We start from the raw sequence: 24,481 nt of genomic DNA on the forward strand, positions 1-24,481 counted from the left end.
TCGTTCGTCAGGCGGCCGACGCGCGAGTCAGTTCGATGACCCGGTGCAGATGATCGTCGGCATCGCCGAGCTGGTGGTCGATCATGACCAGGCGCTTGGCGTAATGCGAGGCGGCGTATTCCCAGGTCATGCCGATGCCGCCATGCATCTGGATGGCTTCCTCGGCAACCAGGCGACCGGCTCTGCCGATCAGGTTCTTGGCCTTGGCCACTGCAAGCCCGCGCTCTGCGGTCCCGAAATTCCCGGCGGCGTGAATGGTGATGGAACGCGCCTGCTCGATCTCGATGGCAAGGTCGACGAGGCGGTGCTGCAGGGCCTGGAAAGTGGCGATCGGGCGCCCGAACTGCTGGCGCTGCATGAGATAATCGCGGGTGGTGTCACGCAGCACCTCCATGGCGCCGACGGCTTCGGCGCACAGGGCCAGGCGGCCGGCGTCGAGGGCTTCCGCGACAGCCGTTGCAGCGTTGTCGCCGAGCCGTGTTGCCGAAGAGGCGTTGAGCATGATCTCAGCCGCGCCACCGCCGTCGATCATGGCGTATCCGAGAATCTCGGCATCCGCGCCGGCGACCTCGAAGAGGTGCACCGCGCCGGAGCTGTCCTCGACCGGGACCAGGATGAAGTCGGCGGCCGGAGCCCCGTAGACCACGGTGCGGCGGCCCGTGAGCCGGACGGTGTCGCCGTCCCCGTCAACCTCGATGCCCGGATGGCCCTGGCCCGGTCCCCAGTCAGCGCTGTCGATGGCGAGCGCGGCCCGGCTGGTGCCGGCGATGACCGCGTCGATGCGGTCCTGGTGGCCGACTGCCGCGTAGAGCCGCAGGGCCATCAAGTTGGCCAGGACAGGCTCGGGGCAGAGAGCGCGACCCAATTCCTCGAACACCGTGGTGATGTCGAACCCGGCGCCGCCAAACCCGCCCTGTTCCTCGCCGACCAGCGCTCCGAGAATGCCCAGCTCGGCCAGCCCGGCCCAGATCTCCGGATCGTGGAAGGGAGCCTCGTAGGCATAGCGATTGCGGTGTTCGGCGGTGCAATTGTCGGCAAGAAAGCGGCGCAGGCTGTCGGAGATCATGCGCCGGTCATCGGTCGGGGTGAAGTCCATCGGTCAGGCTCCGAACAGGTCTTTGGCAATGATGTTGCGCTGGATCTCGTTGGATCCACCGAAGATGGAGAGCTTGCGGTTATTGAAGTAATCAGCCGCGTGGGCCACCGCGTCCGGCGGTGCCACGGCCAGATTGCCGATCACCTCCTCGGACGGGAAGGGGGCCGCCGCCGGGCCGAGGGCGCGGCGGGCCAGGTCGTTCAGAGCCTGGCGGATCACCGTGCCCTTGATCTTCAGCATGGAGGACACGGAGCCCTGGGCATCGGCCACGCCGGAGAGCATGCGCAGATTGGTCATGCGCATGGCTTCCAGGTCGATCTCGAGTTCTGCCACGCGGGCAGCGAAGAGCGGGTCTTCGATCAGCGGGCGGCCGCGCCGGTGCATGGTGCGGGCGAGGGCCTTGAGCTGGACCAGGGCCTCGGTCGAAGCGCCGACACCGGCGATCGAGGTGCGTTCGTGGCCGAGCAGGTATTTGGCGATGGTCCAGCCCTGGTTCTCCTCGCCGACGAGGTTTTCCGCCGGAACGCGAACATCGGTGAAGAACACCTCGTTGACCTCATGGCCGCCCTCCAGCAGGCGGATCGGGCGCATCTCGATGCCCGGCGTGTCGAGATCGACAAGAATGAAGGAGATGCCTTCCTGCCGCTTGCCCTCGGTGGATGTGCGCACCAGGCAGAAGATGTGGTCGGCATACTGGCCCAGCGTGGTCCAGGTCTTCTGACCATTGATGATGTAGTCATCGCCGTCCCGGATGGCGCGGGTCTTGAGGCTGGCCAGGTCGGAACCGGCGCCCGGCTCGGAATAACCCTGGCACCACCAGTCGGTGCCATCCAGGATGCGGGGCAGGTAATGGGATTTCTGTTCCTCGGTACCGAATTTGAGGAGGACAGGGCCGAGCATGCCGACGCCGAAGGGGACGATGCGGGGCGCGTTGGCGAGGGCCAGCTCCTCGTCGAAGATGTGCCGCTGGACATTGTTCCAGCCCGGGCCGCCGGCCTCCTTCGGCCAGGTGGTGGCATACCAGTTGCGGCTCTGCAGCGTGGCGTGCCAGGCGATCATGTCGTCCTTGGAGAGCCCGTGCCCCTGGCGCACCTTGCGAGCCAGCTCCTCGCTCAGATTGTCCTCGAGAAATTGTCTCACTTCACGGCGGAAGGCCTCTTCCGCCTCGGTGTATCTCAGATCCACAGCCAGCTCCCTTACCGGTCACATCCCATATTCGATGACACGGTATGTTCTAGGTCAGAGACAGCGGTTTGCAAATGGCCGGATTTGCGATTTGTGGTGCGTCAGATTGACGGTAGCAGGCCGCGCCGGGCCAGGGCCTCGCGCAGTCGGGTCTCGCCGGTAAAAACCTCGGCATCGAAACCGAAGGCCCGGGCCGCCTCGACGTTCTCCGCGCGATCATCAAAGAACAGGACCTGTTCAGGCGCGTGCGGCAGGCGTTCGGCGGTGATCTCGAAGATCCGCCGGTCCGGCTTGATGACGCCTTCATGGGCCGAGACGATGACGTCGCGCATGTACGCCATGGACGGGTAGAGCCGGTGCACTGGTTCGACCCATTCGGCGGGCAGGTTGGTCAGGGCGTATTGCGGCACGGCGCGGGCGGCCAGCTCGTTCATCGCTTCCGCAGTCCCCGGCACGCTGCCGTCGAGCATGCCTTCAACGCCGCTCTCCCAGGCGGTGATCGCATCCGCATAATGGGGGAAGCGTTTGATCAGCGGACGGCGATTCTCGGCCATGGGCACGCCGCGGTCATGGGCTGCATGCCAGTCCATGGTGCAGACCTCGGCGCAGAAGCGCCGCGCTTCGTCGGCATCGCCAAACCAGCGCGTGTAGAAACGCAGGGGCGACCAGTCGAGCAGGACATTGCCCAGGTCCCAGAGCACGGCATGTGTGGTCATGCGGGCCTCCCGGTGTGTTTCGGACATGACAAAACCCGCGCACGCGGGGTGCACGGGTTTTGCAATCGGTCAGACATCAACCGCGCTCGCCGGACAATAACCGGACGGCAGCGCAGGTGTCAGGACTAGCCCGCGCGGGCCTTGAAGCGCGGGTCGGTCTTGTTGATCACATAGACGCGGCCACGGCGCTTGACGACCTGGCAATCGCGGTGGCGGTTTTTCAGCGATTTGATCGAGCTGCGGACTTTCATCGGATGACCTTCCCACAAGCGGGTGTACGAAACGGAGCGCGGTGGATACTGGAGGCTCGCAGCCATGTCAACGCGGCTTGTGCGCCTCGATCTTGCGTTTGTCAGCGAAACACCGGCAGCCCGGCCGGCTTCGCCGACGGGGCCGGGTGAGGCTGGTCGGGCGCGTTGAACATGGACACCACCAGGGTGGGCTCCTCGCGCGGCGGCGGCTGACAGACGGCATAGCCGGCTTCCGGCATGGCCGTGCTGACGTTGAGGCCGAAGCTCGAGGCTTCATGCGGCAGGATCGGGTAGTCGTGATTTCGCCCACCGCCAATCAGGTCGTCGGTGAGCGAGCAGCTGCCGTCCTTGCGGTGTGCCTCGTTGATGAACTCGCAGGCGAAACGACGGGCTTCCTGAACCGCCTGTTCGGCCATCTTCGACAGGATGAGCATTTCGTCATTGACCCGGTCGGCGTTCTTCTGACGTGGCAGCTCGGCGAGCAGCGGGGCCGGCATCCAGAAATACTGCGGGTCGATGGGTCCGAGTACCGCGCTCGACCCCATGACGATCTCGTCGCAGGCCAGGGCGATCATGGTGCCGGCCGACTTGGCGCGGTAGGGCACGAAGGCGGTCTTCCGGCCCTTGTGGTGCTTCAGGGCATGCAGGATCTGCTGGGTCGCCGAAGCGATGCCACCGGGCGTGTGCAGGATGATGTCGACCGGCCCGTCCGGCGCGGCGGAGCGGATGCGGTCCAGGGCGTCAATGGCGGTGTCGGTGTCGACATACTCGTCCGGGTCGTGGTGGACGATGCGGATCACCGTGCTGCCGCGCGCCTCGGCAAAGGCGCGGGTGCGTGCATCGACCGTGGCCCGGTGGGCCGCGCGCGGTGATAATTGGTCACTGTCGGCTGTCGAAAGGGCCGCGGCCTGTGGCGGTTTCGAGCGCGCGCCGGACGCCAGCGCCCGAGCCTCCGGCATGGCCGCGGCGTGTGGCCGGCGTGCCGCCTTCGACGTGGCAGGCGGGGCGCTGTCGTGTTCCGCCTCGCCGGAAGGCCGCCCGGCGCCGCCAAACCGCCAGGCGGTCAGGGCCATCAGGATAAGGGCGATGGCGCCCAGTCCGAGCCACCCCGCCAGGCTGATACTGGTCACTACACTCAACATGAAATTCCCCCCTGCGCCGACCTGTGCAACGCGCCGGCGCGCCTCCCCGAAGCGTTAATAAAGGTTAAGGCCGGGCCGGGAGCAAGCTTGTTCTCTCGGAACCTTTTGGTTTGCGGGCGGGTTAAAACACCAGCACTTGCGCCTTCCGACCAAGCGGGGTTGGCATGTCCGACACGTCCGCCAGCAGCGATCCCGGTATCTCCAGACGCGGCTTTCTGGCCGCCGTCGGGGCCTGGTCGATTGCCGGGAGCAGCGCCGCCGGAGCGCAGGGTGAGGGCGGCGTTTCCAGCCGGATGGTCGATTACCATTCCCGTGACGGGCATGGGGATGTGTCCGGCCTCCTGGCCTGGCCGGAGAGCGGCGGCCCCTTTCCCGGCGTTATTGTCCTGCATGAGGACCGGGGACTTGACCCTTATATTGCCGACGTCACGCGCAGGCTGGCCGCCCACGGCTATCTGGCTTTTGCGCCGGACGGGCTGAGCAGTGTGGGGGGCTATCCGGGAGCGGATGACACAGCCCGGGGCGTGTTTGCGACGCTCGAGCGGGCCCGCCTGCGGTCGGACTTCCTGGAGGCGGTCGAGTATCTGCGCCGGCACCCGCGCTGTACCGGGCGGGTCGGGGTAACCGGCTTCTCCTTCGGCGGCGACATGTGCCACGACCTGGCCGCCGAGACCCCGGACCTGGCCTGTGCCATCCCGTTCTACGGACGACCCGAGCGGATCGAGGACCTTGCGGCGATACGGTCACCGCTGCTGTTGCACCGGGCGGGTGACGACACCCGTGTCGGCGACATCTGGCCGGACTACGAACGAACCCTGATCGAGGGCGGCCATGTCTATGACGCGCCGCTCTATGCCGGCACGCGGCAGGGGTTTCACAATGCCTCCGGGCAGGACCACCACCCGCAGGCGGCCCGCCTTGCCTGGCTTCGCACCCGCGCCTGGCTGGCGCAATTCCTGGCCTGAGCCACATCCCCCCTTACGGTTTCGTCAGTTGCGATGTCCGCCTGCAGACCGCTATGGTCCCGGCATGAAAACCTGCCTGGCCTGCCTTCCAGCCGCGATTGCGGCTTTTTTCATGGGTGCCTCCGAGCTCAGCGCCCAGGATGTGCCAAGCTATGACGTGGATGTGGAGCTCGTCCTCGCTGTCGATATTTCCTATTCGGTGGACGAGGAAGAGGCCCGCCGCCAGCGCGAGGGCTATGTGGCGGCGCTGGCGTCGGAGGACGTGATCCGCTCGATCCAGGGCGGGCCGCTCGGGCGCATCGCGGTGATCTATGTCGAATGGGCAGACGCCGATGTGCAGCGCGCCGCCACCGAATGGACGGTGATTGCCAGCGAGGCCGACGCGCTCGATTTTGCCGCCCGTGTCGCCGCCGCCCCGTTCGAACGCGGCCAGTACACGGCCATCGGCGCGGCCATAGCTGACGGCGTCGAGCGCCTCGCCACCAATGGTCATGACGCGCCGCGCCGGATTATCGATATTTCCGGCGACGGGCCGCAGAATCAGGGGGTGTCACTGGCCACGGCGCACCGTCTCGCCGACGAGGCGCGGGTCGTGGTCAACGGCCTGCCTGTGATCAGTGAACGAAAGGCGCGCTGGAACCATCCGTCGGAAATCGACCTGGCCGGCTATTTTCAGGACAATGTCATTGTTGGGCCCGGGGCCTTTGTCCTGCCGGCCCGGGCCGAGGACGAATTCCGCCAGGCCATCCAGCGCAAGCTGGTGCTGGAGATCGCGGGCACCGCGCCGGCTTCCGGTGAGCTCGCCCCTCCGCTGCGGAGCCTGGCACCTTGATCCGCCTGGTCGCCCTGGCGGCACTGGCCCCCGGCATCCTGTCCCTGGCCGGGCCGGACGCGGACATGTCGGGGCGCGGCTTCGAGCCCCGGCCGATGGAATACAGTGCCGACGGTCGGCTCAAGGTCGATGTCGAGCTGGTGCTGGCGGTCGATGTGTCCTCTTCGATCGACGAGGTGGAAGCGCGGCGCCAGCGCGAAGGCCATGTCGCCGCGCTGGCCGACGACGATATCATTTCCTCGATCCAGGGCGGGCCACACGGGCGCATCGCGGTGATGTACCTGGAATGGGCCGACGCCGATTTCCAGCGCGTCGTGGCACCGTGGACGGTCATCGAGACCGAGGCCGACGCGCACGCCTTTGCCGCCACACTGGCCACCGCACCCTTCGTGTCGGGCCGACGCACGGCCATCGGCGGTGCCATCAACACGTCCGTCGACCTGCTGCAGAGCAATGCCTATGACGGCGCCCGCCGGATCATCGACCTGTCCGGCGACGGGCCGCAGAATTCCGGCCCCGGCCTGGCGGCGGCGCGAGCCCGCGCGGATGCGGCGTTCATCACGGTCAACGGCCTGCCCATCGAGCCGCAACGCCAGCATCCCTTCCGGCCCTCGGTGTCGATCGATGTCAGTGCCTATTTCGAAGAACACGTGATCACCGGACCCGATGCTTTCATCTCGACGAGCGACCGGAACAATGATTTTGTCGACGCGTTGCGTCGCAAACTGATTGTCGAAATTGCCGGGCTCGACCCGGCGCAGTTCATGAGGAACGGATGATCCGCCTAGTTTCTGCTGCCATCGCCGCTTTCGCCCTGTTCGCCACCCAGGCGCCGGCCCAGCCGGAAGGGGAGAGTTTCCAGGACTGGCTCAGCGGATTCAGGGCGCGACTGACCGCCAGCGGAGCCGAGCCGGCGACTGTGCGCTCGATGCTCGACGGGCTCGAGCCGGACATGGCCATCATCGAGCGCGACCGCAGCCAGCCGGAATTCGTCCGGCCGATCTGGTCCTATCTCGACATCGCAGCCTCGCAGCAGCGCATCGACAATGGCCGCACCGCCTATGCCGAAAACCGCGAGCTCATCAATGCCATCGCGGCGCGCTTCGAGGTGCGCCCGGAAACCCTGGTGGCGATCTGGGGGCTGGAAAGCTCCTATGGTGCGATTACCGGCAATGAGGACGTGGTACGCGCCCTGGCGACCCTGGCCTGGGAAGGCCGTCGCCGCGGGTTCGCCGAGGACCAGCTGATCGCCATCGCCCGCATGATCGACGAAGGCTATGCCACGCGCGAGCAATTGCTCGGCTCCTGGGCCGGCGCGATGGGGCAGACCCAGTTCATTCCCACCACTTATCTCGAGCGCTCCTATGACTGGGATGGCGATGGCCGGCGCAATATCTGGACCGATTACGGCGATGCACTGGCCTCGACCGCCAACCTGCTGAGCCGGGCCGGCTGGGAGCAGGACGCTCCGGCTTTCGTCGAAGTGACCGTGCCGGACAATTTCGACTTTGCCGACTGGAACCCGAACACCAGCAAGCTGGTCAGCCAGTGGTCCGTGCAGGGCATCATGCCGGCCAATGGCAATACGTGGTCCGCCGCCACGATGATGCGCCCGGCGCGCCTGGAACTGCCGGCCGGGGCGAGCGGTCCGGGATTCCTGACCTTTGCCAATTTCCGCGTGATCAAGCGCTACAACAACTCGACCGCCTATGCGCTGGGTGTGGCCCTGCTGGCAGACCGCATCGAAGGGCTCGCGGGCATTCGCGGCAGCTGGCCGGAGAATGATCCGCCGATCACCCGCTCGCAGACCGAGGAATTGCAGCGCGCGCTCAACGGGCTCGGCTTTAATGCGGGCACGCCGGACGGCATTGCCGGACCGAATACACGCTCCGCCCTGCGGGCCTTCCAGCGCTCGCGCGGCCTGGTGCCGGACGGCTATATCGGGCGGGCGATGTATGATGCGGTGATGGCGGCGACCCGCGGCTAGGGCTCCAGCTCGACCTCGACAATTTCCGCCGTGCGGCGGATCGCCGGGTGCAGCCAGGCGAGGGCCAGGGCGAGCACGCTGAGGCCGGCGGCCAGGGCGTAGGGGCTGAGATGGCCGACCTGGTTGTACAGGAAGAGGCCTCCCACCGGGCCGATGATGAAGCCGAGCCCGGCCGTGGCCGTGGTCAGGCCGGCGACGCGGCCCTGTTCTTCCGGCTTCACGGCCACCGAGGCCCCTCCGACAAATCCCGAGCGCGCCAGGCCGAAGGCGAAGCTGACAATGATGTAGGCCGATACGATGCCCGCATAATTGGGCACGATCATCATCAGGCCGCTGCCGGCCAGGGTGAGCAGGGCACCCAGCCCCATCAGCACGCGCGGGCTGGCCTGCAGGGCCGGGATGACCACCAGCTGGGCGACGATCAGCGCGCCCGCGCCGGCGGCCAGCGCGATGGCCGACATCTGCAGGCCGGCGCTCTCGTCGAGGCCCAGCGTGTCCATGATGAAGAAAGCCAGGGTCGACAGGCTCAATGACTGTACGATCCAGATCAGCGCGCCATAGCCGACAAAGGCGGAAATCCGCGGGTCGGCGGCGAAGGCGAACTGCTTGAACGGGTTGAGCGGGCGCTGCTGGACGCGCGGCGGCGATTGTTCGGGCAACTGGAACCAGACGGCGACGGCACCGAGCGCGACCGTGCCGGAAATCAGCACCATGAAGGCGGGCACGCCGACCAGGTCGACCAGCGTGGCGGCCAGGGTCGGACCTATCACAGCGCCCATGCCGAAGGCGGCGGTCAGCCCGGCCAGCGCCTCGGTGCGTTCGGCTGGCGTAGTGCGGTCGGCGACATAGGCCTGGGCGGCCGGATTGGTGGCCGAGCCGAGCCCGCCGAACAGGGTGCGCGCCAGGGCCATGGCGAAGATCGCCGCCAGCGGCGGCACCCAGCCGCTCTCACCGGCCCAGGCGGCGGCAGCGAAGATCAGCGTCGACACGGCGAAGGAGGACAGGCCGAACACGATCAGCGGCTTGCGTCCGCGCCGGTCGGACAGGGCGCCCCAGATCGGGGTCATGGTCATGAACAGGACGGCGGACACGGTGTAGATCGCCCCGACCCAGTACTCCTGCACCGCCAGCTGGCGCGCCAGCGGCGGCAGGATGGCGAACAGCATGTTGTTGCCGATGCCGGTCGCCATCAGGCACAGGAAGAGCAGGCGGAAGGCCCCCCGGCGCTCCGGCGAGCGCAGCGGTGTGGGTGTTCGGGGCTGGGGCGGAACGGGATTGGCGTTCTGGAACATGCCTCAGCTGTAGGCTGCGTCAGCTGGGGCGTCCACGGCAAATCAGGAGGCCACGGGTAAACACCCATCTAACGCCGGTTCAACCGGACATTAAGCTTACCGCGTCATAGTGCCGGTCGAACGGGGGAAGAAATCGCCCGAATGACGACGGTGGATGAGTAGATGTTCCAGATTATCGGCATTGTGATCGTGTTCGGCATGGTGTTCGGCGGGTTTGCCCTCGCCGGCGGCCATTTCGACGTCATCCTGAAAGCCCTGCCTTTCGAGATGATGATGATCGGTGGCGCCGCAGTGGGCGCCTTCCTGATCGGCAACAAGCCCAAGACCGTGACCAAGACGCTGGGCGACCTGGCCAAGATCTTCACCGGCTCGAAGTGGAAGGCGCAGGACTATACCGACCTGTTGTCACTCTTGTTCTTGCTGACAAAAACAATGAAGACAAAAGGCGTTATCGCGCTCGAAAGTCACATCGAGAACCCCCAGGACAGCGCCATATTCTCGCGCTATCCCAAGATCATGAAAGACCATTTCGCGGTCGACTTCATCTGCGACACGCTGCGCATGATGACGATGAACCTGGAGGACCCCCACCAGGTCGAGGACGCGATGGAAAAGCAGCTGGAGAAGCACCACCACGAGGCGGCTGATCCGGCCCATGCCATGCAGACCATGGCCGATGGCCTGCCGGCGCTGGGTATCGTCGCCGCCGTGCTGGGCGTGATCAAGACCATGGGCGCGATCGAAAGCCCGCCGGCCGTGCTCGGCGGCTATATCGGCGGCGCCTTGGTCGGCACCTTCCTCGGCGTGTTCATCGCTTACGGATTTGTCGGTCCGTTCGCCGCCTACATGCAGTCGATCTACGACGAAGAGCATCAATTCTACAAGATTATCCAGGACGTTCTGGTGGCCCACCTGCACGGCAATGCGGCCCAGATCTCGGTCGAGATCGGTCGCGGCGGCGTGCCCTCCAAGATGCAGCCGAGCTTCGGCGAGCTGGAAACGGCGCTCGATCAAATCCCCTCCGAAGTCGGCTGACCAAACCAAGCCACACGTGAGACACTGGCGCGGGGCGAAAGCCCCGCGCCTTTTCATGTGCGGGACTGGAAAGGCGCGGATTTCGCGCCTAGAAGGGCGACATGAAGATCAAGGACGCCGAACTCCTCATTGTACCGGGCCTGGGCAATGCCTCGCCCTTCCACTGGCAGTCGCGCTGGCAGGACAAGATGTCGACGGCCCGACGTGTCGAACAGGACAACTGGGACAGTCCGCAATGCGAGGCCTGGGTCGACCGCCTGGTGGCGGAAGTCGACCGCGCCGAGCAGCGCGTCATCCTGATTGCCCACTCGGTCGGCGTGCTGACCGTGGCTCACGCGGCCCCGCGTTTCGGTGAGGGCCAGGTGGCCGGTGCCTTCCTGGTCGGAGCCTCCGACTGGGAGCGTCCCGAGTACAAGGAAAAGTATGGCGAGCACGGGTTTGACCCGGTGCCGCGCAAGCCGCTCGGCTTTCCCGGGCTGATGCTGGCCAGCTCCAACGACCCGACCTGCAATATCATCAAGGCGGAGGCTTGGGCGCGTGACTGGAACGTGCGCTTCGGCAATGCCGGCGAGGCCGGGCATTTCGAACCGGAGAGCGGACACGGCCCGTGGCCGGAAGGCCTGATGGCCTTCGCCAAGTTCACCCAGAGCCTGGAATGAGCGAGAGCCCGTCGCTGGTCTGCGCCCCGGCGCGGCTGGACTGGTCTCAGACATCCGGTCCGCGGGCGGTGGATTATGGCGACGTGTATTTCTCGGCCGAGGACGGGCTGGCGGAGACGCGGGCCGTGTTCCTTGAGGGCTGCGGCCTGCCGCAGGCCTGGGCCGGGCGGCGGCATTTCACGGTCGGCGAGTTGGGCTTCGGTACCGGGCTGAACGCGCTGGCGCTGTGGCAGGCCTGGCGCGAGCACCGGCCGCCGGGCGGCTGGCTCGACCTGGTCAGTGTCGAGAAGCATCCGTTGCGCCGCGACGAGGCGGCCCGGGCGTTTGCCGCCTGGCCGGAACTGGCACCGCTCAGTGAGAGATTGCTGGCGCAATGGCCGCCGCGCTTCAAGGGTGCCCACCGGATGGTGTTTCCCGAGGACGGGTTCGCCATCACGCTGATGCAGGACGAGGCCGAGGCGGCGCTGGGGCAGGTCGAGGCGCGGGCCGATGCCTGGTTTCTCGACGGTTTCGCTCCCGCGCTGAACGGGGCCATGTGGTCGCATGGCGTGTTTGATGCCATGGCTCGACGGAGTGCACCCGGCGCAAGGGTCGGGACATTCACCGTGGCCGGCGCGGTGCGCCGCGGGCTGCAGGCCGCGGGCTTCGCGGTCGAGAAGAAGCCGGGATTTGGCCGCAAGCGGGAACGACTGGAGGCGGTGTTTTCGAAGGCGGCCCAGACGCGGAAAGCCCGGACGCCGGAGCGAGTGGCGGTCGTGGGAGCCGGGATTGCCGGAGCCAGCCTGGTGCGGGCGCTCGCAGCGCGGGGCGTCGAGGTGGACTGGTTGGACCAGAAGGGCCTGGCGGCGGGCGCATCGGGTGCGCCGGCGGGGCTGCTGACGCCGCGTCTGGAGCGCGCCGACCGGCCGCATGTGAGGGCCACACTGGCAGCCTATGCCTTTGCCCGATCGCTGTATGGCGCTCTGGAGGGATTTCACGCCAGCGGCGCGCAGCGGCGGGCGCGCGATGACAGGGAGGCGGCCAGGTTCGAGGCGCTGGCGGAGATGCTGGGCGAGGGGTTTGCCTGGCGCGACGGGGCGTTGCACATGGCCAGTGCCGGATGGTTCGAGCCGGAGCGTCTGGTCCGGGCCGTGGCGAACGGTCTCGATCCCCGCCGGGCGCATGTGGTTGCGGTTGATCAGCATCCAGATGGCGTCGTGCTGCGTGATGCGGACGGGCTGGTCGTGGCCGAGGCCGATCATGTGGTGCATGCCGGCGGGCACGGCGCGGCGGCTTTCTACGGCGACCTGGAGCCGTCAGCGGGCCAGCTCGCCGTGTTTGCCGGCACGCCGCCGGAGCAGCCCGTGAGTTGGGGGCAGTATGCTTGCCCGGCTCCGGATGGGGTCCTGATCGGCGCCACGCATGTTCGGGGCGAAGTCGCCGGAGCCATGGAACAGGCTATTGCCGGCTTCCGGTCGGATGTGGCATCGGCGCTGCCTGGTCTGGCGCTGGGCGAAGTGCTGGAAACCTGGTCAGGGGTGCGGGCGACCACGGCCGACCGGCTGCCCGTCCTGGGCGAATGCGGCGCGGGCCAGAGCGTGCTGGGTGGATTCGGGGCGCGCGGGTTTGCCCACGCCCCCCTCCTGGCAGAGGCATTGGTGGCAGAGCTGTTCGGCCAGGCGGGAGCGCTCGAGCGGGACGGACGGGCCAGCCTGGATGCCGGCCGCTTTGAAGCCCGCCGGCGTCGCCGCAGCGGCGGCTAGCCGCTTCAGAAATACACACTCCAGAGCGGATTGGTGTCGGGTCCGACTCGCAGTTCGGCGACCGGGCAGTCGGTACGGTAGCAGTGCGGGTCGATCTGCAATTGCGGGCCTTGGCGGGCGGTGAAGGTCAGTTCCACCGGCCCGGTGGCCAGGGTCACCGGCTGACCGCTGACAACCGGTACGAAAAGCGGTGCGCCGAGACCGGCCGAGGCCAGTCCGGCAATCACGAGTGTCTTGGCCAGCATGAGTTGATCCTCGCTTGTAGCCCCATCCAGAAACCCGGATGCCTGGCAGCGCGCTATTGGATGCATGGAGGATGCCCCGGAGAGGAGATTTCCGGCGCGCGGCTTGCACGGGTGAGGGGAAGAGACGCCGGGGAATGGCGCGAAACGGCACAGGTGAGCTTACATGAACATCGCACCAGCGGACGTGACGGCAGACCGGCGGGCAGGCTCCCGCCACATCTGGTTCCTCAATTCCGCCTTCGACAAGATTGGCCTGGACACGGCGATGCGGCGCATTACCGAACGGCCGGCGGGTGCGCCTTTCGCCTTTGTCGTGACGCCGAATGTCGACCACCTGGTGAGGCTGGAGCACGATACCGTTCTGGCCACGCTGTATGCGCAGGCCTGGCTGACCGTGTGCGACAGCCGGGTTCTGGAGCTGATCGGGCGGCTGTCCGGCGAGAAGATCGACGTGGCGCCGGGGTCGGATCTGACCGAGCGCCTGTTTGAAGAGGTGATCGATCCGGACGAGCCGATCACCATTATCGGCGGGTCGGCCGAGGTCATCGACGCCGTTTCAAAACGCTACGGGTTGAGCCGAGTGGCCTGGCACGAGCCGCCGATGGGGCTACGCGGCAATCGCGAGGCGATTGACGCGGCGGCGCGCTTCGTGGCCGAGAATCCGGCACGCTACACCTTCTTCTGTGTCGGCTCGCCGCAACAGGAGCTGGTGGCCGAGGCCTGTCTGGACCGGGGTGACTGCACGGGTATCGGGCTGTGTGTCGGCGCGTCGCTGGATTTCCTGGCCGGCAAGGTGCAGCGGGCGCCGCGCTGGATGCAGCGCTCGCGGCTGGAATGGCTGCACCGGCTGGCGCAGGAGCCCCAGCGCATGTGGCGGCGTTACCTCGTCGACGGGCCGCGGGTCTTCCTGCTGTGGCGCCGCTGGCGCAAGTCCCAGCGCAAGATGCGAGAGCTGATGAAAACGCTGTCCGAGCCGAATCGGGTGCGTGAGCGTCAGCTGCACGAACGCATCAAGAAGCTGGAAAGCCAGCTCGCCGAACGCTCCTGAACCAGCTTGCCTTTTCCGGGGGCGCTCACTAGCGTTCGCCGCGTGATGGTTCCCTCACGGGACGAACAGGGAAGCCGGTCCGGCAGGCCACGTGCCAGCCAAGTCCGGCGCTGTACCCGCAGCCGTAGGCGGTGAGCGGCGATGTATCAGGCCACTGGGCTCATCACGAGGCCCGGGAAGGCGCATCGTTCGCACTGACCCGCAAGCCGGAAGACCTGCCATCACTGTCGTCTGTCCGCCCGTGCGGGAACACACGGGTATGGCGCGGTGATTTTCCGTTCTTGACGACTCCTTGCAACCTGCCGGGCGCGCTGTGCCCGGTCCAAATGCTGTGGAGACGTGGCAAATGCGAAGTGGTTTTTCGGGCCGGCTGGTACTTGCGAGCAGTGCCCTGTTGGGTGTGGCCGGCGGCGCCCTCGCCGAGGAGTTGCCGGGCGAGCCGGACGACGTGGTCTATGTCACAGCGGCACGGGTGGCGCTGACGGCGGAGGATGTCACGGCGAGCGTGACCCGGCTCGACGCGGCGGAGCTGGAGGCGCGCGGAACGGTGTTCGTGACCGATGCCCTGCGGGCCGTGCCGGGCCTGGCGATTTCCCGCTCGGGGCCGGCTGGCTCCCTGACCCAGGTGCGGGCGCGCGGCGCGGAAGCCAACCACGTGCTGGTGCTGATTGACGGCATCGAGGCGTCGAACCCGTTCTCCGGCAATGCCGATTTCGCCCATTTCGCCTTTGACGACCTGGCCGCCATCGAAGTGGCGCGGGGCGAGCAGTCGGCGCTGTGGGGTGCGGATGCGATCGGCGGGGTGATCCGGCTGACCAGCCGGCGGCCGGAGGGGCCGGGGACAGAGAGCTCCGCCCGCTTGGAGGGGGGCAGTTTCGACACTTTCAGGGCCAGCGCCGGGCTGACGACACAACGCGAGCAGGGTTGGCTGTCACTGTCGGTCTCGACCCTGGCCAGCGGCGGCATCGACACGTCGGGCCTGGACGGCGAGCGCGACGGCTATGACCAGCGCACGCTGCATGCGGCGGCGCAGGTCGAGCTGAGCCAGCGCTGGCAAGTCGAGGCGAGTGTGCGCGCGCTGGCTTACAAGGCGGCTTTCGACAGCGACACCGACTGGGACGGGCGCCTCGACGATGTCGATCGTCAGGCGCGCGGGGAAACGCTGTACGCCCGTCTGGCGCTGAGCGGAGAGCAGACGCTTGGAGGCGTGACGCTCAGCCACGAGGCGGCGCTGCAGCGGACCGGGGATGTGGCGCGCGGTTACGCGGACGGCGCGCGCACGCAGCGGGCCGAGGGCGCGCGCTTGCAGGTGCACTACCTGGCGACCGGTCGCTGGTCGACCGGCGGCATCGAGCACAGGCTGAGCGGGCTGGTCGAGCAGGACCGCGACACGCTGTCGAGCTTTGCCGGGGCCGGTGACCTGTCCAATCAGGACCGCACGCTGGAGCGTGCGGCGCTGGCGCTGGACTATGGGGCCGGGCGCGGTCCCTTGGATGTCACGCTGTCGGTGCGGCGCGAGGCCAATGACGGCTTTGCCGACGCCACGACCTGGCGGGTCGGCGCGGCCTGGGCGGTGGCGGCGCTGGATGGCCGGGTGCGGGCCAGTATTGGCGAGGGCGTGAAGAATCCGGGGATTTACGAGCTCTACGGCTTCTTTCCGGACTTCTTTCAAGGCAATCCGGGCCTGGTTCCGGAGCGTTCCCGGGGCTGGGAGCTGGGCTGGGACCAGTCATTGTCGGGCGGCCGAGCAGAGCTCTCGGTGGTGTATTTCGCGTCCGAGCTGGAAGACGAGATCTACAGCGACTTTGCCAGCTTCCCGGCCACGGCGCGCAACCGGGTTTCGGTGTCGCAGCGGCACGGGGTCGAACTGGCCGGGCGCTGGGCAGTGTCGGATGCGGTGTCGCTGATGGGCGCCTGGACCCAGATGCGGAGTGAGGAAAACGGTGTGGCCGAGATCCGCCGCCCGGACAGCCTGGGGTCGCTGACCCTGGACTGGTCGCCGCAAGTGGTCTGGTCCGGCGCTTTGACGGTGGACCATGTTGGGGCCCAGACGGATACCGACTTTGCGACGTTCACGACAGTGAGGCTGCCGGCCTATACGCTGGTCGGAGGCCAGCTGCGCTGGGCCGCGGGCGAGGCGCTGGAGGTTTATGTGCGCGGGACGAACCTGCTCGATGAGGAGTATCAGGATGTGGTCGGCTATGCGACGCCGGGGCGCGGGCTGTATTTCGGCCTGCGCTATCGCGGCTAGCCTTGTCGCCGGCCTGGTGCCGGTGGCAGGCGAAGCCCAGGACACGGCGCGACCGGGACGGGTCGCGTCGGTTTCGCTGTGCGCGGATGCCTACGTCCTCGCCCTGGCCTTCCCGGGCGAGGTGGCAGCGCTGTCCTGGCAGGTCGACGCGCCGGTGTCCGCGGCGCCGGACTGGGCCCGCGGCAAGCCGCAGGCCTGGGCCGACGCAGAACGCCTGCTGACGCTGCGGCCGGATCTGGTGGTTTTCGCGGCTGGCGAGGGCGGGCGCACGGCAGCCCTGCTGGACCGGGCGGGCGTGGCCCACGTGGAACTGGCCTGGGCGCGTGATTTCGACGGTGTGATGGCCAATCTGCGTGTTCTGGGGACGGCCCTGGGACGTCCAGAGCAGGCGCGAAGGGTAATTGCGGAGCTGGAAACGCGCCTCGAGGCGATCGAGGCGCGACGCGAGCAGCGCGGCGCGATGCCGAAGGCGGTGTATTTGAGTGCGTCCGGTGGATCTGCCGGTGCGGGCAGCTTTGTCGACGCGGTTTTTGCGCTGACGGGGGCCGAGAATGTGGTGGCCGAGCGCGGGGCGCGCGGCTGGACCCAGGGTGATCCGGAACTGGCGCTGACGCTGGCGCCGGATGTCGTGGTGACCAGCTTCTTCCGGGACGGGTATGACGGCCTGTTCAGTCGCGCCGCGCACCACGCGGCCTATCGCCATTTGCTGGAAGGCCCGGCGCGCATCGAGGTGCCGGCTGGTTACTGGCCGTGTGCCGGGCCGGGACTGGTGGACGCGGCGGAGGTGCTGGCGGACGGTCTGGATCGCTGGGCAGCGGGGCAAACCCGATGAAACCCGTGCTTCTCAATGGCGGATTGGCGATTCTGGCCGGCCTGGCGGCGCTGGCCGGGTTGCTTGCGGGTGACGCGCGGCTGGGTCTGGAGGCGTTATCCGGCGCCGTGAGCGGATCGCAGGACCTGCCGGCGCTGGTCCTGCGCGAATTGCGGGCGCCGCGCGTGCTGCTCGGCCTGCTGGTCGGAGCGGGGCTGGGCGGTGCGGGGGCGGTGCTGCAGGGCTTTTTCCGCAATCCGCTGGCCGATCCGGGCATTGTCGGGGTGTCGGCGAGTGCCGGGCTGGGCGCGGTGACGGCGCTGTATTTCGGGATGGCCGGCCTGTTCGTGCTGGCCCTGCCGCTGGCGGCCATTGCGGGCGCCGGGCTGGGCGTGGCGCTCTTGTTCCTGATCGCGGGGCGGGGGGCCAGTGCCACGACGCTGATCCTGGCCGGGGTGGCGGTCAATGCGCTGGCCGGGGCGCTGACGGCGCTGGTCATGAACCTCGCCCCCAATCCCTGGGCCCTCGCCGAGATCGCCTACTGGCTGATGGGCTCGCTGCGCGAGGCGAGCTGGACGCAGGTGATGTTCGCGGCACCGCTGATCCTGGCCGGGCTGGGACTGGCGGGGCTGGCGCCGGCGGCGCTGGACCGGCTCAGCCTGGGCGAGGACACGGCGCGCTCGCTGGGGGTCGATCTGGGGCGGCTGCGCCTGCTGGTGGTCGGGGCGACGGCGCTGGCGGTCGGCGGCGGCGTGGCGGTGGCGGGGGCGATCGGCTTTGTCGGCCTGGTGGTGCCGCACCTGCTGCGGCCGCTGACTGATTACCGTCCGGGCGCGCTGGTCCTGCCGTCGATGCTGGGCGGGGCGCTGCTGGTGACCCTCGCCGATCTCGCCACGCGGCTGATTTCCGGGCCGGGCATGCCGCTTTATCTCGGTGTGCTGACGGCGCTGGTCGGGGCGCCCTTCTTCCTGTGGCTGGTGCGCGTGTCGCAGAGGCGGGCGCCATGACGGAACTGGTTTTTGATGCGGTGAGTGCGGGCTATGGCGAGCGGGCGGTGCTGGCGGAGGGGTCGGCACGGCTGGCCGGGCCCGGCCTGGTGGCGCTGGCGGGGCCCAATGGCGCCGGCAAGTCGACTCTGCTGAAACTGGCCGCCGGGCTGATGGCGCCGACGCGGGGCGCGGTGACGCTGGACGGGCAGGCTGTAGCCGATCTGTCACCACGGGCGCGGGCGCGGCGGGTAGCTTATCTGGCGCCGGACGGCCGCTCGGCCTGGCCGATGAGCGTGCACGCCGTGGCGGCGCTGGGGCGGGCGCCTTTCCTCAAGCCGCTGCGGCAGATGGGTCCGGACGACGAGGCGGAGATCGAGCGGGCGCTGGCGCGCACCGGCGTGCTCGACCTGGCCGAACGGCGCTGTGACGAGCTGTCCTCCGGCGAGAAGGCGCGCGTCCTGCTGGCCCGGGCGCTGGCGGTGCGGGCCGAGGTACTGGTGCTCGACGAGCCGATCGCGGCGCTGGATATTCGCCACCAGCTCGACGTCATGCGCATCCTGCGCGAGGAGGCCGATGCCGGGGCGCTGGTCCTGGTGGCGATCCACGCGCTGGATCTAGCCACGCGCCATGCCGACCGGGTGCTGGTGCTCGACCGGGGGAGGCTGTCCGCTGACGGACCGCCGGAGCGCGCCCTGGCGCCGGACGTGCTGCGCGAAGTGTTCGGCGTGTTCCCGGGCCCGGCGGGGTTTGAGCCGGTGGCGGAGTAGGCGCTATTCGAACACGATCTCCGGCGCCGGCTTTGACGCCATCTCCGCCGCTTCCAGGGCGGCGCGGGCGACTTGCCGGAAGGCCCGGCCGACCGGGGTGTCGTCCAGCGCCGCGGGGCGGCCTTCGTCGGAGCACTGGCGCAGCTCGGGGTGTAGCGGGATCTCGCCCAGGTAGGCGAGGCCGATGGCTTCGGCTTCGGTCTTGACGCCGCCTTCGCCGAAGATGTGGCTGGTGCCGCCGCAGTGCGGGCACAGGAAGACGGACATGTTCTCGACCATGCCCAGCAGGGGGACGTGGGTCTGCTCGAACAGGGCCATGGCCTTGCGGGCATCGTCGAGGGCGAGGTCCTGCGGGGTGGAGACGATGACGGCGCCGTCGACCGGCAGGTCCTGGGCGATGGCGAGCTGGGCGTCGCCGGTGCCGGGCGGCATGTCGAGGATGATGACGTCGGCCTCGCCCCACTCGGTGTCGGTGAGGAATTGCCGGATGGCGCCCTGCACCATCGGGCCGCGCCAGATCACCGGGGCGCCGGGCTTCACCACGAAGCCCATCGAGACCAACTTGACGCCGTGCGCCTCGACCGGCTGCACGCCCTTGTCGGTCTTGCGCAGGCCGGGCACGTCGGTGAGGCCGAACAGGCGCGGCGCCGAGGGACCGTAGATGTCGGCATCCACGAGGCCGACCTTGAGGCCGTCCTGCGCCAGCGCGACCGCGATGTTGGCGGCGACGGTGGACTTGCCGACCCCGCCCTTGCCGGAGGCGACGGCGATGATGCGCTTGGCGGGCTTGGGTTTCGGCGCGGCGGCCGGGCGCTTGTGAGCGTGCGGTTTGGGTGCCGGTTTGGCCGGGGCTTGGGCGTCGCGGTGGGCGGTCATGATGATGCGGGCGCGCGTCACGCCGTCGAGGGCGGTGACGGCGGCCTCGATCTCGGGCTGCAGGCGGTCGAGATCGGGCTGGCCGGCGACCGGGGGTGACAGGATGATGGTGGCGGCATCGCCCTGCAGGGCGGCGGACTCGACCCGTCCGGCATCGATGATGTTGCGGCCGGACTGGGTCTCGATGACCGAGGCCAGGGCCTGTTTCAGCTTGTCGTCCATCACCCGCTCCCGAATTTGCGTGCCTCCGATTTAGGCGCTTGGCGGCAGCGCACAACCGGCAAATGCGGTGGCCGGGACGCGGGGTGTCGCGGTGGACATCGTGTCGCAGGGGAAAACTGACTCCTCCGGTTGCACGGCACCACCCTGATGTTCTATTTTTGTTCCATGACCAGAACCCTGATCGACAAGCTGTCCGTGCTGGCTGACGCGGCCAAGTATGATGCCTCCTGTGCCTCGTCCGGGACGGCCAAGCGTAGTGCGCTGGGCACGCAGGGGCTGGGTTCGACCGAGGGCATGGGGATCTGCCATTCCTATGCCCCGGACGGTCGCTGCATCTCGCTCCTCAAGGTGCTGATGACCAATTTCTGCATCTATGACTGCCGGTATTGCATCAACAGGGCCTCGTCGAATGTCGAGCGGGCGCGCTTCTCGACCGAGGAGCTGGTGAAGCTGACGCTGGATTTCTACAAGCGCAATTATATCGAGGGCCTGTTCCTGTCCTCGGGCATCATCCGCTCGCCGGACTATACGATGGAGCAGATGGTCGAGGTGGCGCGCAGCCTGCGCGAGGATCACGGCTTTCTCGGATATATCCATCTCAAGACCATTCCGGAGGCCGATCCGCTGCTGATCGAGGCGGCGGGGCGGCATGCCGACCGGCTGTCGGTGAATATCGAGCTGCCGACCGACCAGGGGCTGGAAACCTTGGCACCGGAAAAGACGGCGACGTCGATCAAGCGGGCCATGGGCTCGGTCAAGCTGGGCATTGACGACAATATAGACGCCCGGCGCTCGCGGCTGATCCGCAAGGCCAAGCCGCCGCGCTTTGCGCCGGGCGGGCAGTCAACGCAGATGATTGTCGGGGCGGACAGGTCCCGCGACAGCGACATTATCCGCCGGGCCAGCGGGCTGTACGCCAATTACGCGCTGCGCCGGGTCTACTATTCGGCCTACAGCCCGATCCCGGACGCGTCCAAGGACCTGGCGCCGGTCAAGCCGCCGCTGATGCGCGAGCACCGGCTCTACCAGGCCGACTGGATGTTCCGCTTCTACGGCTTCGAGCCGGACGAGGTGATCGGGGCGACAAGTGACGGCATGCTCGATCTCGAGCTCGATCCGAAGCTGAGCTGGGCGCTGGTCCGGCGCGACATGTTCCCGGTCGACATCAACCGGGCCGATCGCGAGGCCTTGCTGCGGGTACCCGGGCTGGGGCCGCGCTCGGTCGACCGTATTCTCAAGGCGCGGCGGCTGACGGAGCTGGGGCTGACCGAGCTCGGGCGGATCTGCCAGTCGCTGAAGAAGGTGCGGCCCTTCATTGTAGCGCGCGACTGGAGCCCGGGCGGGCTGACCGATGGCGAGCGCCTGCGCGGCCTGTTCGTGCCGCCGCCGCAGCAAATGGCGCTGTTGTGAGCGTCGCCTCGGCGCAGCTCGCCGGGCCGGCGGATTTCCACGGCTGGCGGGTGGCGGCGCGGGATTTCTGTGGCCGCGGGCTGGCGCCGGAACGGGTCCGCTTCGAGGTGCCGGGTGAGGCGCCAGGACTGTTCGCCGGGCCGGGCGGGGCGGTGAATTCGCAGGCCGGAGGGAGCGATGCCGAAGCGCGGCGCCCGGTCTCGGCGCCCAAGCGCTTTGTCGAAATGGCCCGCCGGGCGGCGGCGCATCGTGACCCGGAGCGGTTTGCACGGCTCTACCGGCTGCTGTGGCGGCTGCAGGACCAGCCCCGCCTGCTCGACGATGCCAGCGATACCGACGTGGGCTGGCTGATGGCGTGCGAGAAGGCGGTGCGGCGCGACATCCACAAGATGCATGCCTTCGTGCGTTTCCGGGCGGCCGGCGAAGGGCCGGGCGGGCGGGAGCGGTTTGCCGCCTGGTTCGAGCCGGAGCACTACATTGTCGAACTGGCGACGCCCTTCTTCATGCGCCGCTTTCCCAACATGGACTGGCTCATCGTGACGCCGGAGGCGAGCGCGGCCTGGGATGGCGAGCAGCTGCGCTTCGGTCCGGGCGGGACGCGGGCCGACGTGCCGGCCGAGGACGGGCTGGAGGCGGCGTGGAACACGTATTTCGCCTCGATCTTCAATCCCGCGCGCCTGAAGACGCAGGCGATGACGTCGGAAATGCCGAAGAAATACTGGAAAAATCTGCCCGAGGCGGCACAGATCCCCGACCTGATCGCGGCGGCCGAGGCGCGCCAGCGGACGATGCGCGAGCACGGCGTCAGCGAGGCCAATCCGCGTGCGGCGGGATGGGTCGCCCGGGCAAGACGAGATGCTGCGGCGCCGACAGACCCGCTGGAACAGGCGCGCGCGGCGGTCCAGTCATGCCGTGAATGCCCCCTGGCCGGGCCGGCGACCCAGGCGGTGTTCGGTGAAGGGCCCGGCACGGCGCGCCTGATGCTGGTCGGCGAGCAGCCGGGTGATCGCGAGGATCTCGCGGGGAAAGTGTTTGTCGGGCCGGCGGGCGCGGTGCTGGACAAGGCGCTGGGCCAGGCCGGGCTGGACCGCGCGGCCCTATACCTCACCAATGCCGTCAAGCACTTCAAGTTCCTAGCCCGTGGCAAGACGCGGCTGCATGCACGGCCATCTGCTCGCGAGATCGACACGTGCAGCGCCTGGCTCGCGGCCGAGCGCGCCGAGGTGCAGCCGGAGGTGATCGTGGCGCTCGGGGCCAGCGCGGCGCGTGGCGTGCTGGGGCAGGCGGTCAAGCTGGCGGATGTGCGCGGAATGGTGCTCAACCACGAGGGGGCCCGGGTCATTGTCACCGTGCATCCCGCCCATGTGCTGCGCAGCGAGGGCGCCGTTCGGGCCGAGGCGTTCGACCGGCTGGTCGCGGACCTGGCTCGCGCCAAGGCGCTTATTGCGTCTGAACAGGTCTGAATTTCAAGAGGGTGGATGGTGGGCGATACTGGGATTGAACCAGTGACCCCTTCGATGTCAACGAAGTGCTCTCCCGCTGAGCTAATCGCCCATCCGTCTCAAGAGAGCCGGGTTCTTAGCGCCTGATGCGCGACAGTGCAAGACGGCTGTGACGGTGGATCGCACATGCCGCTGCAGCGACCTCAGGTCATCTGCACCGGCTGGTGCACAAAGGGCCGCATGCGGGTCAGCCCGGCCAGGTAGTCGGCGTCCTCCTCGCGGTAGCGCGCCTCCCATTCGGCGCTGCGCGAATCGCTGACCCGGTGGACCGGATTGTGTTCCGGGACCGGCGGTGTCGCGGGCAGGTCGAGGACGTGGGCAAACAGGCGGATGACCCGCTCCGGGCGGGCAATGATGTCCTCGTAGTAAATCCGCACCGGCTCGATGGCGAGGCGGCCGAACTCCCGTTCCCACTGCATTTCCTCATCATGCAAGAACTTGATCCAGGCGCGGATGGCTTCGGCCTGGTAGAGCACGGCGTCGCGGACCTGGCGGGCCTCGTCGGTCATTTGCGAGGAGTGCAGCACACCGGACTGATGGGCGATGTGCATGGAAATCCCCTGGCGCACGATATTCCGGCGACGCAGGTAGAAAAAGCGGTAGCCACGATCGAGCACGTCGCGCCGACCGGTCGCCTGGCGACCCCAGGTGAGTTGCGCCAGGGAGAGCTCGACACCGCTGACGCCATTGTCCGAGGCGTGGCGGGCCAGGACGCGGCGCAGCAGCGTGTCCCAGTCAGTGGCGCCAACGGCGCGCGCCTGGTCCTCGGCCCGGGACACGCCAAGCCACTCCTCCGGATAGCCGAAAGCGGCGGTATCCTTGAGCAATTGTGCCAGATAGGTGCTGCCCGAGCGTGGCAGCATGCAGATCAAATAGCGGGCAGCCAGCTTGCGCTCATCGAGTTCGGCATGGGCGTCGGCCGCCGGCGCCCCCCCGGTGGCAATGTAATCGAACATTTCCGACATGGTGCGATAGGGCACGCCGGCGGAGGCCGGCATGACGGCGGTTTCAGGCCGCAGCACCGCGGAAATCTTCATGGTCTCGGGTCTGGGGGAATCGGCCATGGGTCTCGAATGCGGTGGAAGGAATGGTGGGCGATACTGGGATTGAACCAGTGACCCCTTCGATGTCAACGAAGTGCTCTCCCGCTGAGCTAATCGCCCATCCTTCAGGGAATACCCGATCTTCTAGTCCTGCCTTCTCGCGCGTGCAACCGGCGGGTTGCATGCAGGACACGGCCCACGCCCTCGTCTGTAATCTTCCTGTCATACAAGCCCGTACCCATGACCGGTGTATGACATTTGTGCAACAACGGGCAGCCAATGTCGGCAGAAACAAGGCACTGCGCTTTCATGAGTGAAACGCCTTGTTCATACTGCCTTCAGGAAGGGGTCAACCCAACCTTGCCGCCCGAGGTCGAAGAGCCTGGCGGCTGTCTGTCAAAAAAGGGGTAATACC

General features: G+C 67.9%; 23 protein-coding genes, 2 tRNA genes and 1 riboswitch. Of the genes, 14 read left to right on the forward strand and 11 right to left on the reverse strand.

The features are described 5' to 3' along the window. Positions 1–7: 7 nt before the first annotated feature. The 5 genes from ACXYMR_RS09270 to ACXYMR_RS09290 form a co-directional block, all read right to left on the reverse strand. On the reverse strand, positions 8–1,096 hold the full coding sequence (locus ACXYMR_RS09270; RefSeq protein ID WP_458942579.1) for an acyl-CoA dehydrogenase family protein: 1,089 nt from the start codon (positions 1,094–1,096) through the stop codon (positions 8–10). Between the two features lie 3 nt (positions 1,097–1,099). After that, on the reverse strand, positions 1,100–2,281 hold the full coding sequence (locus ACXYMR_RS09275) for an acyl-CoA dehydrogenase family protein (protein ID WP_458942580.1): 1,182 nt from the start codon (positions 2,279–2,281) through the stop codon (positions 1,100–1,102). Between the two features lie 101 nt (positions 2,282–2,382). Further along, positions 2,383–2,997, reverse strand: a complete 615-nt coding sequence (locus ACXYMR_RS09280) for an HAD family hydrolase (protein ID WP_458942581.1) — start codon at positions 2,995–2,997, stop codon at positions 2,383–2,385. Between the two features lie 125 nt (positions 2,998–3,122). Further along, the gene (ykgO, locus tag ACXYMR_RS09285) at positions 3,123–3,248 is read right to left on the reverse strand and encodes a type B 50S ribosomal protein L36 (protein ID WP_011644457.1); all 126 of its coding nucleotides are present in this window, start codon (positions 3,246–3,248) and stop codon (positions 3,123–3,125) included. 101 nt (positions 3,249–3,349) lie between these two features. After that, positions 3,350–4,390 carry an SDH family Clp fold serine proteinase gene (locus ACXYMR_RS09290; RefSeq protein ID WP_458942582.1) on the reverse strand — a complete coding sequence of 347 codons (1,041 nt, stop codon included), beginning with the start codon at positions 4,388–4,390 and terminating at the stop codon, positions 3,350–3,352. Between the two features lie 164 nt (positions 4,391–4,554). Here ACXYMR_RS09290 and ACXYMR_RS09295 point away from each other — a divergent pair, with 164 nt between their 5' ends. The 4 genes from ACXYMR_RS09295 (at position 4,555) to ACXYMR_RS09310 (ending at position 8,174) form a co-directional block, all read left to right on the forward strand. Beyond that, complete coding sequence (locus ACXYMR_RS09295) at positions 4,555–5,355, forward strand: dienelactone hydrolase family protein (protein ID WP_458942583.1); 801 nt, start codon at positions 4,555–4,557, stop codon at positions 5,353–5,355. A 112-nt stretch (positions 5,356–5,467) separates the two neighbouring features. After that, positions 5,468–6,187 (forward strand): DUF1194 domain-containing protein, encoded by a 720-nt coding sequence (locus ACXYMR_RS09300; RefSeq protein WP_458942584.1) that lies wholly within the window; start codon positions 5,468–5,470, stop codon positions 6,185–6,187. Beyond that, positions 6,184–6,966: a DUF1194 domain-containing protein gene (locus tag ACXYMR_RS09305; protein WP_458942585.1), complete on the forward strand. Its 783-nt coding sequence runs from the start codon at positions 6,184–6,186 to the stop codon at positions 6,964–6,966. Before ACXYMR_RS09300 ends, ACXYMR_RS09305 begins: the two co-directional genes overlap by 4 nt. Further along, complete coding sequence (locus tag ACXYMR_RS09310) at positions 6,963–8,174, forward strand: lytic murein transglycosylase (protein WP_458942586.1); 1,212 nt, start codon at positions 6,963–6,965, stop codon at positions 8,172–8,174. Before ACXYMR_RS09305 ends, ACXYMR_RS09310 begins: the two co-directional genes overlap by 4 nt. Here the strand turns inward: ACXYMR_RS09310 and ACXYMR_RS09315 are convergent. Further along, a complete protein-coding gene (locus ACXYMR_RS09315) occupies positions 8,171–9,466 on the reverse strand; it encodes an MFS transporter (RefSeq protein ID WP_458942587.1) in 1,296 nt (431 codons plus the stop codon). The genes ACXYMR_RS09310 and ACXYMR_RS09315 overlap by 4 nt on opposite strands. A gap of 162 nt (positions 9,467–9,628) precedes the next feature. Here ACXYMR_RS09315 and motA point away from each other — a divergent pair, with 162 nt between their 5' ends. The 3 genes from motA (at position 9,629) to mnmD (ending at position 12,902) form a co-directional block, all read left to right on the forward strand. After that, positions 9,629–10,501, forward strand: a complete 873-nt coding sequence (motA, locus tag ACXYMR_RS09320; RefSeq protein ID WP_458942588.1) for a flagellar motor stator protein MotA — start codon at positions 9,629–9,631, stop codon at positions 10,499–10,501. A 101-nt stretch (positions 10,502–10,602) separates the two neighbouring features. After that, complete coding sequence (locus ACXYMR_RS09325) at positions 10,603–11,160, forward strand: RBBP9/YdeN family alpha/beta hydrolase (RefSeq protein ID WP_458942589.1); 558 nt, start codon at positions 10,603–10,605, stop codon at positions 11,158–11,160. Then, positions 11,157–12,902 (forward strand): tRNA (5-methylaminomethyl-2-thiouridine)(34)-methyltransferase MnmD, encoded by a 1,746-nt coding sequence (gene mnmD / locus ACXYMR_RS09330; RefSeq protein WP_458942590.1) that lies wholly within the window; start codon positions 11,157–11,159, stop codon positions 12,900–12,902. The genes ACXYMR_RS09325 and mnmD overlap by 4 nt, the downstream gene beginning before the upstream one ends. 5 nt (positions 12,903–12,907) lie before the next feature. Here the strand turns inward: mnmD and ACXYMR_RS09335 are convergent, their stop codons facing one another. Further along, a complete protein-coding gene (locus ACXYMR_RS09335) occupies positions 12,908–13,147 on the reverse strand; it encodes a hypothetical protein (RefSeq protein ID WP_458942591.1) in 240 nt (79 codons plus the stop codon). Positions 13,148–13,310: 163 nt separating this feature from the next. Between ACXYMR_RS09335 and ACXYMR_RS09340 the strand changes: the two genes are divergently transcribed. The 5 genes from ACXYMR_RS09340 (at position 13,311) to ACXYMR_RS09360 (ending at position 19,013) form a co-directional block, all read left to right on the forward strand. Continuing rightward, the gene (locus ACXYMR_RS09340; RefSeq protein WP_458942592.1) at positions 13,311–14,195 is read left to right on the forward strand and encodes a WecB/TagA/CpsF family glycosyltransferase; all 885 of its coding nucleotides are present in this window, start codon (positions 13,311–13,313) and stop codon (positions 14,193–14,195) included. Between the two features lie 29 nt (positions 14,196–14,224). Continuing rightward, positions 14,225–14,431: riboswitch (cobalamin riboswitch) on the forward strand. Between the two features lie 110 nt (positions 14,432–14,541). Continuing rightward, positions 14,542–16,446, forward strand: coding sequence for a TonB-dependent receptor plug domain-containing protein (locus ACXYMR_RS09345; RefSeq protein WP_458942593.1), 1,905 nt, complete (start codon positions 14,542–14,544; stop codon positions 16,444–16,446). After that, on the forward strand, positions 16,397–17,278 hold the full coding sequence (locus tag ACXYMR_RS09350) for an ABC transporter substrate-binding protein (RefSeq protein WP_458942594.1): 882 nt from the start codon (positions 16,397–16,399) through the stop codon (positions 17,276–17,278). Before ACXYMR_RS09345 ends, ACXYMR_RS09350 begins: the two co-directional genes overlap by 50 nt. Then, positions 17,275–18,264, forward strand: coding sequence for a FecCD family ABC transporter permease (locus ACXYMR_RS09355; protein WP_458942595.1), 990 nt, complete (start codon positions 17,275–17,277; stop codon positions 18,262–18,264). Before ACXYMR_RS09350 ends, ACXYMR_RS09355 begins: the two co-directional genes overlap by 4 nt. Further along, positions 18,261–19,013, forward strand: coding sequence for an ABC transporter ATP-binding protein (locus ACXYMR_RS09360; protein ID WP_458942596.1), 753 nt, complete (start codon positions 18,261–18,263; stop codon positions 19,011–19,013). The genes ACXYMR_RS09355 and ACXYMR_RS09360 overlap by 4 nt, the downstream gene beginning before the upstream one ends. 3 nt (positions 19,014–19,016) lie before the next feature. On the opposite strand, the gene ACXYMR_RS09365 is transcribed toward ACXYMR_RS09360, so the two are convergent. Further along, positions 19,017–20,111: an Mrp/NBP35 family ATP-binding protein gene (locus tag ACXYMR_RS09365; RefSeq protein ID WP_458942597.1), complete on the reverse strand. Its 1,095-nt coding sequence runs from the start codon at positions 20,109–20,111 to the stop codon at positions 19,017–19,019. 165 nt (positions 20,112–20,276) lie between these two features. On the opposite strand from ACXYMR_RS09365, the gene ACXYMR_RS09370 reads away from it, so the two are divergent. Continuing rightward, positions 20,277–21,521 carry a putative DNA modification/repair radical SAM protein gene (locus ACXYMR_RS09370; RefSeq protein ID WP_458942598.1) on the forward strand — a complete coding sequence of 415 codons (1,245 nt, stop codon included), beginning with the start codon at positions 20,277–20,279 and terminating at the stop codon, positions 21,519–21,521. Further along, the gene (locus ACXYMR_RS09375; protein WP_458942599.1) at positions 21,518–22,984 is read left to right on the forward strand and encodes a UdgX family uracil-DNA binding protein; all 1,467 of its coding nucleotides are present in this window, start codon (positions 21,518–21,520) and stop codon (positions 22,982–22,984) included. Before ACXYMR_RS09370 ends, ACXYMR_RS09375 begins: the two co-directional genes overlap by 4 nt. A gap of 16 nt (positions 22,985–23,000) precedes the next feature. Here ACXYMR_RS09375 and ACXYMR_RS09380 read toward each other — a convergent pair. From ACXYMR_RS09380 to ACXYMR_RS09390, 3 genes are all read right to left on the reverse strand, one after another. After that, positions 23,001–23,075 (reverse strand) — tRNA-Val (locus ACXYMR_RS09380). A 91-nt stretch (positions 23,076–23,166) separates the two neighbouring features. Continuing rightward, a complete protein-coding gene (locus ACXYMR_RS09385; protein WP_458942600.1) occupies positions 23,167–24,060 on the reverse strand; it encodes a Stf0 family sulfotransferase in 894 nt (297 codons plus the stop codon). 51 nt (positions 24,061–24,111) lie between these two features. Further along, positions 24,112–24,186, reverse strand: a tRNA-Val gene (locus tag ACXYMR_RS09390). Between the last annotated feature and the right edge of the window lie 295 nt (positions 24,187–24,481).

The sequence above is a fragment of the Maricaulis sp. CAU 1757 genome (genome assembly GCF_054482675.1).